The organism is Pseudomonas sp. B21128 (assembly GCF_044218865.1).
Lineage (GTDB): Bacteria > Pseudomonadota > Gammaproteobacteria > Pseudomonadales > Pseudomonadaceae > Aquipseudomonas > Aquipseudomonas iridis.
Genome location: NZ_CP162590.1, coordinates 2,323,513 through 2,337,031 on the forward strand (window position 1 = coordinate 2,323,513; position 13,519 = coordinate 2,337,031).

The 13,519-nt window shown below is 60.2% G+C and carries 9 protein-coding genes, 1 tRNA gene and 2 pseudogenes; 6 read left to right on the forward strand and 6 right to left on the reverse strand.

The window, feature by feature from the left end; genetic code table 11:
- The first annotated feature begins 243 nt into the window (after positions 1-243).
- The 4 genes and pseudogenes from AB4P91_RS10365 (at position 244) to AB4P91_RS10380 (ending at position 3,755) form a co-directional block, all read left to right on the forward strand.
- Positions 244-1,557 (forward strand): MFS transporter, encoded by a 1,314-nt coding sequence (locus AB4P91_RS10365; RefSeq protein ID WP_150595820.1) that lies wholly within the window; start codon positions 244-246, stop codon positions 1,555-1,557.
- A gap of 209 nt (positions 1,558-1,766) precedes the next feature.
- Positions 1,767-2,402: pseudogene (locus tag AB4P91_RS10370) on the forward strand (PAS domain-containing protein); the annotation flags it as partial.
- A 150-nt stretch (positions 2,403-2,552) separates the two neighbouring features.
- Positions 2,553-2,990, forward strand: a pseudogene (locus AB4P91_RS10375) (methyl-accepting chemotaxis protein); the annotation flags it as partial.
- Between the two features lie 165 nt (positions 2,991-3,155).
- The gene (locus tag AB4P91_RS10380; RefSeq protein ID WP_395604741.1) at positions 3,156-3,755 is read left to right on the forward strand and encodes a flavin reductase family protein; all 600 of its coding nucleotides are present in this window, start codon (positions 3,156-3,158) and stop codon (positions 3,753-3,755) included.
- A gap of 12 nt (positions 3,756-3,767) precedes the next feature.
- On the opposite strand, the gene ggt is transcribed toward AB4P91_RS10380, so the two are convergent.
- A complete protein-coding gene (gene ggt / locus AB4P91_RS10385; RefSeq protein WP_395604742.1) occupies positions 3,768-5,600 on the reverse strand; it encodes a gamma-glutamyltransferase in 1,833 nt (610 codons plus the stop codon).
- A gap of 261 nt (positions 5,601-5,861) precedes the next feature.
- On the opposite strand from ggt, the gene AB4P91_RS10390 reads away from it, so the two are divergent.
- On the forward strand, positions 5,862-6,962 hold the full coding sequence (locus AB4P91_RS10390; protein ID WP_395604743.1) for a DUF2817 domain-containing protein: 1,101 nt from the start codon (positions 5,862-5,864) through the stop codon (positions 6,960-6,962).
- On the opposite strand, the gene AB4P91_RS10395 is transcribed toward AB4P91_RS10390, so the two are convergent.
- The 3 genes from AB4P91_RS10395 to AB4P91_RS10405 all read right to left on the reverse strand — a co-directional run bounded on the left by AB4P91_RS10395 (position 6,875) and on the right by AB4P91_RS10405 (position 9,947).
- Positions 6,875-7,459 (reverse strand): bacteriocin immunity protein, encoded by a 585-nt coding sequence (locus AB4P91_RS10395; protein ID WP_395604744.1) that lies wholly within the window; start codon positions 7,457-7,459, stop codon positions 6,875-6,877. The genes AB4P91_RS10390 and AB4P91_RS10395 overlap by 88 nt on opposite strands.
- A gap of 239 nt (positions 7,460-7,698) precedes the next feature.
- Positions 7,699-7,775: transfer RNA gene (locus tag AB4P91_RS10400), tRNA-Met, on the reverse strand.
- A 114-nt stretch (positions 7,776-7,889) separates the two neighbouring features.
- On the reverse strand, positions 7,890-9,947 hold the full coding sequence (locus AB4P91_RS10405; protein WP_395604745.1) for a methyl-accepting chemotaxis protein: 2,058 nt from the start codon (positions 9,945-9,947) through the stop codon (positions 7,890-7,892).
- A gap of 333 nt (positions 9,948-10,280) precedes the next feature.
- Here AB4P91_RS10405 and AB4P91_RS10410 point away from each other — a divergent pair, with 333 nt between their 5' ends.
- The gene (locus tag AB4P91_RS10410) at positions 10,281-11,498 is read left to right on the forward strand and encodes an MFS transporter (RefSeq protein WP_395604746.1); all 1,218 of its coding nucleotides are present in this window, start codon (positions 10,281-10,283) and stop codon (positions 11,496-11,498) included.
- Between the two features lie 178 nt (positions 11,499-11,676).
- On the opposite strand, the gene ychF is transcribed toward AB4P91_RS10410, so the two are convergent.
- Positions 11,677-12,777 (reverse strand): redox-regulated ATPase YchF, encoded by a 1,101-nt coding sequence (gene ychF / locus AB4P91_RS10415; protein WP_150592616.1) that lies wholly within the window; start codon positions 12,775-12,777, stop codon positions 11,677-11,679.
- A 22-nt stretch (positions 12,778-12,799) separates the two neighbouring features.
- Complete coding sequence (gene pth / locus AB4P91_RS10420; RefSeq protein WP_003228164.1) at positions 12,800-13,384, reverse strand: aminoacyl-tRNA hydrolase; 585 nt, start codon at positions 13,382-13,384, stop codon at positions 12,800-12,802.
- Positions 13,385-13,519 lie beyond the last annotated feature (135 nt).

Consider the following 13,519-nt stretch of genomic DNA (forward strand, 5'->3'; position numbering starts at 1 on the left):
AGGTCAGTCGACATCGATGATGAACGTACTGGCCTCTTCGCGAGCAAGCTCGCTCCCACAGGCGTTCATATGGCGAGTTGGAGTTGGGGTTGTGCCCTCTGGACAGGCCTCAACAATAATTCAAGCCAGGCTGTTTTGTGAGCAGGTTTTGCAAAATCGGGACTATGGTCTAACGGGTTGTCCATCGGCGCATTTGCGTAGACCATGTGCGCCTTGGTTTTTTGCCTGCCAGAGTTCTTTGCCATGACTGCCCAAAACACGGCCAAACCGGTGCCGTTCAGCCGCTCCGACTACAAGACCCTGGGCCTTGCGGCCCTTGGCGGGGCCCTGGAAATCTACGATTTCATCATCTTCGTATTCTTCGCCCTGACCCTCAGCCAGTTGTTCTTCCCGCCGGAAATGCCCGAGTGGCTGCGTCTGCTGCAAAGCTTCGGGATTTTCGTCACCGGTTATCTGGCGCGGCCGCTGGGCGGGATTCTGATGGCGCATTTCGCCGACCGGATGGGCCGCAAAAAAGTCTTCAGCCTGAGCATCCTGATGATGGCGCTGCCGTGCCTGCTGATCGGGATCATGCCGACTTACGCCCAGATCGGTTATTTCGCTCCGCTGCTGTTGTTGGCGCTGCGCATCTTGCAAGGCGCGGCGGTTGGCGGTGAAGTGCCGAGTGCCTGGGTATTCGTTGCCGAGCACGCACCGACCGGGCATCGCGGTTATGCCTTGGGCTTCTTGCAGGCCGGTCTGACCTTCGGCTATCTGATCGGCGCGCTGACCGCGACGTTCCTGGCACAAGTATTCACCCCGGCGGAAATTCTTGATTACGCTTGGCGCTATCCGTTCCTGCTGGGCGGCGTGTTCGGTGTGATCGGTGTCTATCTGCGCCGCTGGTTGAGTGAAACCCCGGTGTTCATGGCGATGCAAGCGCAGCGCGAAGCGCGGGTCGAGCTGCCGCTGCGTACAGTGCTGCGTGAACATCGACTGGCAATGCTGCCAGCCATGTTGCTGACCTGCGTGCTGACATCGGCAGTGGTGGTGTTCGTGGTCATCACCCCGACCATGATGCAAAAAACCTTCGGCATGACCGCCAGCCACACGTTTGCGCTCAGCGCCCTGGGCATCGTCTTCCTCAACATCGGTTGCGTGATCGCCGGGTTGCTGGTGGATCGCATCGGTGCCTGGCGCACGGTGATGCTGTACAGCGTGCTGCTGCCGCTGGGCATTGGATTGCTTTACAGCTGCTTGATCATGGGCGGCAGTTGGCTGGGTCTGGCGTACGCCGTAGCCGGTCTTGCCTGTGGCGTTGTCGGTGCAGTGCCGTCGGTGATGGTCGGGTTGTTCCCCGCGCGTATTCGGGTCTCCGGCATTTCCTTCACCTACAACATTGCCTACGCCGCTTGGGCGAGTATCACGCCGTTGTTGCTGATCGGTCTGATGCCATGGAGCCCGTGGATCTGCGTAATCTTCTGCGCGGTGATGGGCGCCGTGGGTGTGCTGAGTGCGGCGTATTTTGGCGCGCGGATGCCGCGTACGGGGCCGTGTCAGGTTGCCGGAACGGCCTGACTCGCCGAGTCCGAACTATTTTTGACTGACGAGTCTCAATCGCTCTTCAGAAAAGCTGTCCAAGGCCGATGGCTAGGCTGTACCCCGCTTTCCACCCTGCCCATCGGTGCTTTCCCATGTTCAATAAACGCTTGAAGCAAGAGCTGGCTGCTCTTCGTGAAGAACTCTCCAGCCTTGTGCAAGTGAAGGAAAGCCTGGAAAGCGAGATGATGGTGCTGACCCTCGAGCCGGATGGACGGGTTCAGTCGGTCAACCAGAACTTCCTCGACGAGATGTTCTACAAGAGCCATGACCTGATTGGCCGCGCCATCGATGACATCGTGCCGGCCCATGTGAAATCCGATGAATTCCATCAGCGCTTCAAGAACGCCATGACTCGCGGCGAGCATTTCGCGGGTGCCGTGCGACTGCTGCGTGGCAATGGTGACGAGGCCTGGTTGCGCTCGATCGTGCAGCCGGTACGTTCTTCGGAGGGGCGGATCAAGCACTTCTCGATCTTCTCCAGCGACCTGACCCGCACGATCGAAGCCTCCCGCGAGCATGAAAACCTGATCGGCGCACTCGTACGTTCCACCGCCGTGATCGAGTTCGATCTGAACGGTAACGTGCTGAACGCCAACGAGCGCTTTCTCAACGGCATGGGTTACAGCCTGGCGCAGATCAAGGGCAAACATCACCGCATGCTCTGCACGCCCGAAGAGTACAACAGTGCCGAGTATCAGAATTTCTGGCGTCGCTTGAACAACGGCGAATTCGTGGCTGACCGCTTCAAACGTGTCGACAGCCATGGTCGTACAGTCTGGCTGGAGGCGTCCTACAACCCGGTGGTCGATGCCAACAACAAACTGTACAAAGTGGTGAAGTTCGCCACGGTGATTACCGATCAGGTCAACCGCGAACAAGCCGTCGCCGATGCGGCCAGCATTGCCTACAGCACTTCGCAACAAACCGACAGCACTGCCCAGCGCGGCACGACCGTGGTGACCGAAGCGGTCAACGTGATGCGCGATTTGTCACGGCACATGCAGGCCGCCGGTGAAGGCATAGAAGCGCTCAACGAGCAGTCGCTGGTGATTGGCACGATCGTCAAAACCATCAGCGGTATCGCTGAACAGACCAACCTGCTGGCGCTCAACGCCGCGATCGAAGCGGCCCGTGCCGGTGAGCAGGGCCGTGGTTTTGCCGTGGTCGCCGACGAAGTGCGGCAACTGGCGTCGCGCACCAGCCAGGCCACCGATGAAATTGTCTTGGTGGTAAGGCAAAACCAGGAAATGGCACGCAACGCCGTGGCACTGATGACCGACGGCAAGCTCCAGGCCGAACAAGGGCTGGCGCTGGCGGCCGAGGCCGGCACAGTGATCGTCGAGATTCAGGACGGCGCGCAGAAAGTTGTGGACGCGGTGGGTCAGTTCGCCAATCAACTCTCGCACTGACCTTCACTCATTTCCTGTGGGAGCGAGCTTGCTCGCGAAAGCGGTGTGTCATTCGGCGATGATGTGACTGAGCCAACGCCTTCGCGAGCAAGCTCGCTCCCATAGGTTCTGTGTTTCCTTAGTGGCAGCGCTACAATCTGTTCCTTTTTCCCGGAGCAGATCCCCATGAGCGATTCATACCGCCGCCCGGTTGCCCTGAACAAAGCCTACCGTTTGCTCAATCACGGCCCGACCGTACTGGTCAGCGCCGCCCATGACGGCCAGCGCAACATCATGGCCGCCGCGTGGGCGATGCCACTGGACTTCGAACCGCCGAAAGTCGCCGTCGTCCTCGACAAATCCACCTGGACCCGGCAGTTGCTTGAGGCGTCCGGCACCTTCGTACTCAACGTTCCTTGCGTCAATCAGGCCGATATCGTGCAGACCGTGGGCAATACGTCGGGTCTGGAAATCAGCCAAAGCCAAGGGCAGGACAAGTTTCAAGCATATGGCTTGCAGACCTTTACCGGCGAACAAATCGATGCGCCGCTGCTCGAGGGGTGTGTCGCCTGGCTCGAATGCCGCTTGCTGCCTGAGCCGCGCAATCACGAACAATACGATCTGTTCCTCGCCGAAGTCATCGCCGCCCATGCCGATGAACGGGTGTTCAGCGAAGGACGCTGGCATTTCGAAGGGCATGACGGCCTGCGCACTTTGCACCATGTGGCCGGCGGGCACTTCCTGACGATAGGCGAGCCGGTGGACGGCAAGACCCTGGCGGTTTGAGTTTCGCTGATCTCAATCGCCCAGCGCTTCTCCCTCGCGCCGTGGATCTGCGCCACCTTCCAGCGATGCATTTCCCTGCGCATCCTTGACCCGCACGATGGCCTGAGTGCCGCTGGTCATATCGATTTCGTTAACGGTGTGGCCCTTGTCTTTCAAAGCCTGAATCAGCGCCGGGCTGAACTGGCCTTTTTCCAGCTCGGTGGGGCCGTTGCGGCTGCCGAAATTGGGGAGGCTGATGGCGCTTTGCGGGTCGAGGTTCCAGTCGAGCAGGCCGACGGTGGTTTTGGCCACGTATTCGATTATTTGCGAACCACCGGGCGAGCCGACACTGGCGAGGAATTCGCCGCTGGTGCGGTCGAAGATCAGCGTCGGTGCCATCGATGAGCGCGGGCGTTTGCCCGGTTCGACGCGGTTGGCGACTTTCTGCCCGTTCTCTTCGGGGATAAACGAGAAGTCGGTCATCTGGTTGTTCAGCAGAAAGCCCTGAACCATCAAGTGCGAACCGAACGCCGCTTCGATGGTGGTGGTCATCGACACAGCGCCGCCGAGGTCATCCACCGCGACCACTTGCGAGGTGGAAATGCGCAGCGGTGAGCGATCCGGTGCGTAAGCGACTTGCACGCCCGGCGGTGTGCCCGGTTTGGCGCTGCCCATGCTGCGTTCGCCGATCAGGCTGGCGCGGCTGGCGAGATAGCCCGGATCGACCAGGCCTTTGACCGGCACCGGCACGAAGTCAGAATCGGCGACGTATTGCGCACGGTCGGCATAGGCCAGGCGTTCAGCCTCGGCGATCAGGTGCACGGCTTGCGGCGCCGGTTCGAAGCCGGCGGGTTTGTCGGTCTTCAGCGGTTTGAACGGTGCCAGCGCCAGGCGCGGATCGCGGGTTTCCAGTGCCTGCAAGGTACCGAGGATCTGCGCCACGGCGATCCCGCCCGATGACGGTGGCGGCATGCCGCAGACCTGCCAGCGTTTGTAGTCAGTGCACAAGGGCGCGCGCTCTTTGGCTTTGTAACCTTGAAGATCGTTCAACGACAGGCTGCCGGGGTTGGCGTGGCCCTGCACCTTGGCGACGATCTCCTCGGCGATCGGGCCGGTGTACAGCGCATCGGCACCTTCGCTGGCAATGCGTTTGAGTACCGCAGCCAGCGCCGGGTTTTGCAGGCGCGTGCCGACCGCTTTGACGCTACCGTCGCGGTTGAGGAAGTACGCCGCCATGTCTGGCGAGCGGCGGATCACCGGATCGGATGCCAGCAGCGAATACAGGCGCGGGGAAATCGCAAAACCTTGTTCGGCCAGTTTGATCGCCGGTTCAAACAGCTTGGCCCAGGGCAGGCGACCGTGCTGTTTATGCGCCATCTCCAGTGCACGCAATACGCCCGGTGTACCCACTGAACGCCCGCCGATTTGCGCTTGCGGGAACGGCATCGGTTTACCGTCCGCTTGCAGGAACAGCTTCTCGGTGGCGCCGGCCGGCGCGGTTTCGCGGCCATCATAGGTGCGCACCTGTTTGCCATCCCACAACACAATCATCGCACCGCCACCGATGCCGGAAGATTGCGGCTCCACCAGCGTCAACACCGCTTGCATCGCAATCGCAGCATCAATCGCCGAACCGCCCTGACGCAGCATTTCCCGACCCGCTTCAGCGGCCAGCGGATTGGCCGCTGCCGCCATGTATTTGCTGGCGTGACGGGGTTGCAGGTCGGTGCGATAACCGGAAGCGGCTTCCGGTGCCAGCGGCAGGGTCGAGGAGGGCGGGGCGTTGCACGCGGTGAGTGACAGGGCGCTGATGATCAGCGTCAGGGCAGGCAGGCGAAAGCGGCTCAAGGGCAAGGCTAAAAACACGCGGGCTCTCCGTCCGTGGATAAAAAGTCTGAGGGACTTTATCGACCGACCGGTCGCGACGCAAACCGGTGGGCATTTTTGTCTTTCTTTTCAGGGCGGATGTTCGCTAGGGTCAATGTCAAATTCATCGAATTGAAACAAGCGCCTGTGGGAGCGAGCCTGCTCGCGAGTACGGTGTATCAGCCAGCCTTGATATTGAATGAAACACCGCTTCGCGAGCAGGCTCGCTCCCACCAATACAAAACCTACAAGAGGCCAATAATGCACAGCGAGTTCCCCACCGAGTCCAGCTACCGCGACCAACGCGAACAGTTCATCACCGCGGCCAATGCCGCCGGAGCCACGCTTACCTCCTACGTCCATCCCCGCTGCGGCCCCTTTGGCGAACTCCTGAGCACCGACGTCGCCGTGCTCGGCAATCCACAGGCCAAACGCCGACTGGTAGCGCTCAGCGGCACGCACGGGGTGGAGGGTTATTACGGCTCTGACTGTCAGATCGACTGGCTGAAAACGTTCGTGCCGGGTTCGCTGCCCAAGGATGTTGCCGTGGTGATGGTGCACCTGATCAATCCCTGGGGCACGGCGTGGTTGCGCCGGGTCAACGAAGACAACATCGACCTCAACCGTAATCACCTGGATTTCACCCGGCCTCTCCCAGATAACCGTGCGTACGCCGCACTGCATGAAATCTATGCGTGCACCGACTTGAATGGCCCCGAGCGGCTGCGCGCCGATGCGTTGCTGGATGCGCAGATCAGCGAGCATGGCTGGCCCGCAGTGATGTCGATTGTCGAGGGCGGTCAGCACAGTCATCCCGATGGGCTGTTCTATGGCGGCCGTGCGCCGAGCTGGTCGAATCGAACGTTGCAGCAAATCATCGCTGAGCATCTGACGGGAGCTGAAACGGTGATGTGCTTCGACCTGCACACCGGCGCCGGTGAATATGGCCATCCGATGTTGCTGACGATTACTGAAGCGCCTTATCCGGCGCTAGGGCAGGCCCAACAGATTTACGGGCCGTGGCTTTACACGCTGCACACCGGCGCCGATGCCCTGAGTGAAACCGGTGTTGCGGCCACCGCTACCGGCTATACGTCGCAGGCTTTGCTCAATGCGTTGCCGGGCGTGCAATTGATGCCGTTCGTGATTGAGTGCGGGACGTATCCGGGGGCGGATGTGCATCGGCATCTGCGCGATGATCATTGGCTGCATCTGCATGGTGATCCACTGGATGCGACGGGGAGGGTGATCAAACTGAATCTGCTGGAGCAGTTTTATCCGGCTGACCCGGATTGGCGGGCGATGGTGGGTTTGCGGACTCGGCAGATTTGGGTGAAGGGGTTGGCGGCGTTGGCGGGGTGAGGGGCCACAGACAAGCTTGAGTTTCGTTGCGTTTCGGTGAGGCCTTCAGGAGTGCAATTCACATCATCCTCCGGCCAGTTGATCAGGTCAGTACCAGCGGGATGCTCGGCGAGTTCACAGAAATTATCTAACATATTCGCCAACACAGTCTCTGGCGTGCCATCCCCATTAGAAATGAATATTTCTTGCAATAAACCAAGCTGTTCGTCTGTCTGCAGCGTGCCGTCGCTCATCTTGGTCGGCAGCATTGCGAGTATTAACACGCTGGCCGGCCCGCCTGCGCCGCGTATGGCCCAGTTGAGGCGTTGTTGCAGAACGCCACCGCCCGCCAAACGGCCCAGGGCCAGATCGGCACCTATCGCCGTCGCGACCGCGGTGCTGGCAGAGGGCAAAAGCATGGCGCTGGCGACCATGATCTTGCCGAAGTTGCTGGCGGGCTCCGTTGTCCTGCCGGATTCCATGCGGTCCAGGAGCCGCCGCCGTGCGGATGCTTCCAAGGCCAGTCTTCGTCGAAGAGGGATTTGAATCGAGCCGGGGGAGCTTGTCGGTCAATAAGGGAGTCGGGCGAACCGAACGGTTGAGTTACAGGCGCCTGGCTTCACGAAAAATCCAGTTCGTACCTGAATCGAATCCGTTTCCTACGGTGCTTTCTCGGCCTGGCGTAACAGGTGATTACCGAGACTTTTCTACAGGCATAAAAAAACGGCCTACCTTTCGGTAAGCCGTTTTTAGTACTTGGTGGCTACACAGGGACTTGAACCCCGGACCCCAGCATTATGAATGCTATGCTCTAACCAACTGAGCTATGTAGCCAAGTGGCGCGCATTATTCCCCTGAAATGGAAAAGCGTCAAGCGTAAATTTAAAATATTTCTTCTTATTTTCAACCGCTTATCCTCCGGCCCCGAAAATCGTGCCGGGCAGGGCATCAACGCAGCTGAAATCTGGCGGTGTTGGCGCTCAAGGCATGACTACCCTGACTCAAGGTGTCCGCCGCCAGATTCACCGCGCGCGCGCCTTCCAGCAATCGCACTGCTGCCTGGTCGACTTGCTGAATATTGCTGCTGACCTCGTCGGCGGTGCTCGCTTGCTCTTCAACTGCCGTGGCGATCTGCGCCAGGGTGTCGGTGACGCTTTGCACGGCGCTGGCAATTTCCCCCAGGCGTTCGCCCAGCCCGGTCACCGCTTCGGCGTCCGTTTGTGCCTGGCCGCAGGCGGCTTCCATCAGGCTCACGGCTTCGTTGACCGTGGCGCGCAGGCTGTCGACTGTGCCGGCGATCTGCGCGGTGGACGATTGCGTGCGTTGCGACAGGCTACGCACCTCATCGGCGACCACGGCGAAACCGCGGCCCTGTTCCCCGGCGCGCGCGGCTTCGATGGCTGCGTTGAGCGCGAGCAGGTTGGTCTGCTCGGCCACACCGCGAATGGTGTCGACCACCAATTGAATCTGCTGCCCTTGCTCACTGACCCGGCCTAGCGCGGCGGCGGTGTCGTTCAAGCGTTGGTTGAGTTGTTGAATGCTCGCTGTGGTGCGCTGACTGTCGCGGCTGCTGTCGGCGGCGATGCGGCGGGTGTGTTGAGCGCTGCCAGAGGCCTGCTCGCAGCTCTGTGCCACGCCTTGGGAGGTCGCGGCCAGTTGCGTGGCCGCAGCGGCGATCTGGCTGATCTGCAACTGCTGTGCTTCGACTTCGCTGAGGGCACCGCTGGAATGATCGTTGAGGCTGCGCACCGCGTTGCTCAGTTGTGACGTCTCGTGATCGACGCCGATCATGCTGGTGCGCAATTGCACCACGGCGACATTGAGTGCGGTGCTGATCGCCGCCAGTTCGTCGTGTCCAACGACCGGTACTTGCAGACTCAGATTGCCGTCGCGCAGGGCTTCGGCGAGGACGGTGATGCCGCTGGCGCTGCGGCGGATCGAGGCTTGCAGGCAGATGAACAGGTACAGCGCCGCCAGCAGCAGACAGCCGAATACCGCCGCGACGATGATCAGCTGGCGAACCGCCGAGCCATGATGGTCTTCGAGGCGCTGATCCAGCGACAACAGTGATTGCTGGCGCAGGGAGGCGAGGTCAGCCAGCAACGCGTCAAGGCTGCGCTCGAAGTCTTCCGGTTTGAGATTGATGCTGCCACCGAACACGCCGTCGTCCAGCACTTTGAGGCCGCTGTCCAGGCGCTTGAGGCTGTCGTGGTATTGGCTGGCCCAGGATTGCAGGCCTGTGGGCAGGCGCGCTTCCAGCAGGCTTGCGGTTTTCACCAACTGCTCACGGGCATCGCCGATACGGCTGCGCAGGTCGCGCAACTGCAAGCGGCTTTGCAAAGTGAACTGACCGGACACCACCGACGCCTGACCGACCGCCGCGAGGCGCCCGACCCGTTCGATCAGGTCCGGTGCATGCTGCGTGGAAATCTGCGTCAGCAGATAGGTTTCCAGCCATGGCGCCAGGGTCAGGCGATTGTCCATGACGATTTGCTCGCGCAGCGCTTGCAGGGCGCTGAGGGCGTTGGTGAAACGGTCGTAACCGTCCGGCCACCAGCCGACGCCGCTGAGGCTTTTCGAGTCCAGGCCGCCGAGCGCGGTTTGCAACGCCTGATAGCGGGTGAGGGTTTCGCCTTCGGCGCCCTCGTTATTCAGCGCATCGCCCAAGTCAGTGGTGGCTTGCTGGACAGCTGGCTGCACAGCATCGAACGCAGCCATGGCGGCGAGCGTCGCGGGTGTCGGCTGGCGATTGGTTTCCGTGGCACGCCAACGGGCCGCGCGGTCGCGCTGGGCGGCGAGCAAGTTGTCGAGCGCATCCAGCGCGAGCAACTGACGCACGCCGGCACGTTCGCCGGAAATCAGATTGAGTTTGTCGCGATAGTCCTGGCCGATCATCAACAGGCTGCCGGCCAACGGCAGAATGAATAGCAGAAACAACAACTGGAATTTACGTGCGAAGCCAAACCGCCCCAGCAACTTGATCCCCGGTGAAAGGAAAGACTGCATGCCCCATGACTCCTCTGGACACCACGCACCAATGGCGTGCATCGCGGTCGGTCGACGTTGATGTTGTGCCCTGCTAAAAGGCCTCGAAAGTTCACTCTCGTTCGCTCTGTGGGCAAACTTTGTAGCGAAACTTCCCATTGTCGATCACCTTTGTAAGGCGACCGCGTTCAAGCCAAGAAGCAAGGCAAGATTCAGACCATGGCGTTGCGCTATCACCTGGCCAATGACGAACAGTCAGTTAGTTAGCTGGCTAAGGGGATAGCCTTGGCGCACCGAAAAATGGCACATTGACGCACCTGCCTGCGTGCACTCATCTGCTGTCCGGAAACTTCCATGGTTATCAGCAACGCTCCGACCGCCGCTGTTTCGGCGTCCGCTCCACCCCAAAGCAGCCCACTGGTGATGCGCATCATCGGCGCGGTGGCGCTGGCGCATCTGATCAATGACTTGATCCAGTCGGTTTTGCCGTCGATCTACCCAATGCTGAAGGCCAGCTACGGCCTGACCTTCACCCAGATCGGGCTGATCACTCTGACCTTCCAGCTGACCGCTTCGCTACTGCAGCCGTGGGTCGGGTATCACACCGATCGGCATCCGAAGCCATGGCTGTTGCCGGCGGGCTCAATTTGTACGCTGATCGGCATCGTGATGATGTCGGTGGTCGGCAGTTTTCCAATGATTCTGCTGGCGGCGGCGCTCATCGGCATCGGCTCCTCGACCTTTCATCCCGAGGCATCGCGGATCGCGCGCCTGGCCTCGGGCGGGCGCTTTGGTCTGGCACAGTCGACCTTTCAGGTCGGCGGTAACGCCGGTTCCGCGTTCGGTCCATTGCTGGCGGCAGCAATCATCATTCCGTTCGGTCAGGGCAATGTGGCGTGGTTCGGTTTGTTCGCGGTGTTTGCGCTGTTCGTGCTGTACCGCATCAGTCGCTGGTACGCCCATCACTTGAACCTGTTCAAGCTCAAGGCAGGCCAGGCGGCGACTCACGGGCTGTCAAAGGGCAGGGTGACCAGTGCGCTGGTGGTACTCGGCCTGCTGGTGTTCTCCAAGTACTTCTACATGGCCAGCCTCACCAGCTATTTCACGTTCTACCTGATCGAGAAGTTCGACCTGTCGGTGGCCAGCTCGCAGTTGCACTTGTTCCTGTTCCTTGGTGCGGTGGCGGCTGGCACGTTCTTCGGCGGGCCGATTGGCGACAAGATCGGGCGTAAGGCTGTGATCTGGTTTTCGATTCTTGGAGTGGCACCGTTTACGCTGCTGATGCCTCACGTCGATCTATTTTGGACCAGTGTGCTCAGCGTGATAATCGGCTTCATCCTCGCCTCGGCGTTCTCGGCGATTGTGGTGTACGCGCAAGAGCTGGTGCCGGGCAATGTCGGGATGATTGCCGGGATCTTTTTCGGTCTGATGTTCGGTTTCGGCGGGATTGGCGCTGCGTTGCTTGGGCATCTGGCGGATGTGCACGGGATTGAATACGTGTATTTCCTGTGCTCGTTCCTGCCATTGTTTGGGGTGTTGGCGATTTTCTTGCCGCGCACCCAAAAGTCCTGATCATCCCCCCTGTTGGAGCGAGCTTGCTCGCGAAGAAGGCGTGTCAGCCGACGGATCTGTAGCTGAAACACCGCGTTCGCGAGCAAGCTCGCTCCCACAGTCGTCAGGTGGTGTTCTGAGATTATTTCAGGCACAAAAAAGCCGCGTCTAGAACGCGGCTTTTTCATGGGTGCAGATTTTATACGTTGAAGCGGAAGTGCATCACGTCGCCGTCTTTGACGATGTAGTCCTTGCCTTCCAGACGCCATTTACCGGCCTCTTTGGTGCCGGCTTCGCCCTTGTACTGGATGAAGTCGTTGTAGGCGATCACTTCGGCGCGGATGAAGCCTTTTTCGAAGTCGGTGTGGATCACGCCAGCAGCCTGAGGTGCGGTGGCACCAACTTTGACGGTCCAGGCGCGGACTTCTTCGACGCCAGCGGTGAAGTAGGTCTGCAAGTGCAGCATTTCGTAACCGGCGCGAATAACGCGGTTCAGGCCCGGCTCTTCCAGGCCCAGGGCCTCGAGGAACATGTCCTTCTCTTCACCGTCTTCGAGCTCGGCGATCTCTGCTTCGATCTTGTTGCAGACCGGAACAACGATGGCGCCCTCTTCTTCGGCAATGGCGCGGACAACGTCCAGGTGCGGGTTGTTCTCGAATCCGTCTTCAGCGACGTTGGCGATGTACATGACCGGCTTGGTGGTCAGCAGGTGGAAGCCTTTGATCACTGCTTTTTCGTCAGCGCTCATGGACTTCATCAGGCTGCGAGCAGGCTTGGCTTCGGTGAAGTGAGCGATCAGTTGCTCCAGCAGAGCCTTCTGAACGACCGCGTCCTTGTCACCGCCCTTGGCATTGCGCGCGACTTTCTGCAGTTGCTTCTCGCAGCTGTCGAGGTCGGCGAAGATCAGTTCCAGGTCGATGATTTCGATGTCGCGTTTCGGGTCGACGCTGTTGGAAACGTGGATCACGTTTTCGTCTTCGAAGCAGCGCACCACGTGAGCGATGGCGTCGGTTTCGCGAATGTTGGCGAGGAACTTGTTGCCCAGGCCTTCACCTTTCGAGGCGCCGGCAACTAGGCCTGCGATGTCGACGAATTCCATGGTGGTCGGCAGGATGCGCTTGGGATTGACGATGGCCGCCAGTGCGTCCAGACGTGCATCGGGCATCGGCACGATGCCGCTGTTCGGCTCGATCGTGCAGAAGGGGAAGTTCTCGGCCGCGATACCGGATTTGGTCAGCGCGTTGAACAGGGTGGACTTGCCGACGTTAGGCAGGCCGACGATGCCGCAATTGAATCCCATGGTGTTTCCCCTCGGATAAGAGTCAGGCCTTCTGGCTGTGCAGGTTTTTCATCGCACGGTTCCATTCTCCGGCGAGGATATCCGGCAGCACGCCGAGGGCAAAGTCGATGCTGGCATCGAGTTTTTCCTGTTCGGCGCGTGGCGCACGACCCAGGACGAAATTTGAAACCATACTGGCGACGCCCGGGTGGCCGATGCCAAGCCGCAGACGGTAGAAAGTATTCTGATTGCCCAGTTGCGCGATGATGTCGCGCAACCCGTTGTGACCGCCATGGCCGCCGCCCTGCTTGAGCTTGGCGACGCCCGGAGGCAGGTCGAGTTCGTCGTGCGCCACCAGGATTTCTTCAGGCTTGATGCGAAAGAAACCAGCGAGTGCCGCCACGGCCTGGCCGCTGCGGTTCATGTAGGTGGTGGGAATCAGCAGACGAACATCCTGACCCTGATGCGAGTAGCGCCCGGTCAGGCCGAAATATTTGCGATCGGCGACAAGGTTCACGCCTTGTGCAGCGGCGATGCGCTCAACAAAAAGGGCCCCTGCGTTATGCCGGGTCTGTTCGTATTCAGCGCCTGGATTTCCCAGGCCAACGATCAGTTTGATGGCAGTCACGATAGGGGCCCTTCCTTGGAGTGGTGGATAACATCGCCGCAATCAGGGAGAGCGGCGAAAGTGGACGAAAAAAGCTCATTTACCATAGATGTAAACTCCGCGTTCTCGCCCGCTTTCTCGCTACGTTCCAGTCCG

Coding starts and splice junctions, on each gene's coding strand:
- AB4P91_RS10380 (WP_395604741.1), top strand. CDS start 3,156: ATGAGCGATTCATACCGCCGCCCGGTTGCCCTGAACAAAGCCTACCGT.
- AB4P91_RS10365 (WP_150595820.1), top strand. CDS start 244: ATGACTGCCCAAAACACGGCCAAACCGGTGCCGTTCAGCCGCTCCGAC.
- ychF (WP_150592616.1), bottom strand. CDS start 12,777: ATGGGATTCAATTGCGGCATCGTCGGCCTGCCTAACGTCGGCAAGTCC.
- AB4P91_RS10405 (WP_395604745.1), bottom strand. CDS start 9,947: ATGCAGTCTTTCCTTTCACCGGGGATCAAGTTGCTGGGGCGGTTTGGC.
- AB4P91_RS10410 (WP_395604746.1), top strand. CDS start 10,281: ATGGTTATCAGCAACGCTCCGACCGCCGCTGTTTCGGCGTCCGCTCCA.
- AB4P91_RS10390 (WP_395604743.1), top strand. CDS start 5,862: ATGCACAGCGAGTTCCCCACCGAGTCCAGCTACCGCGACCAACGCGAA.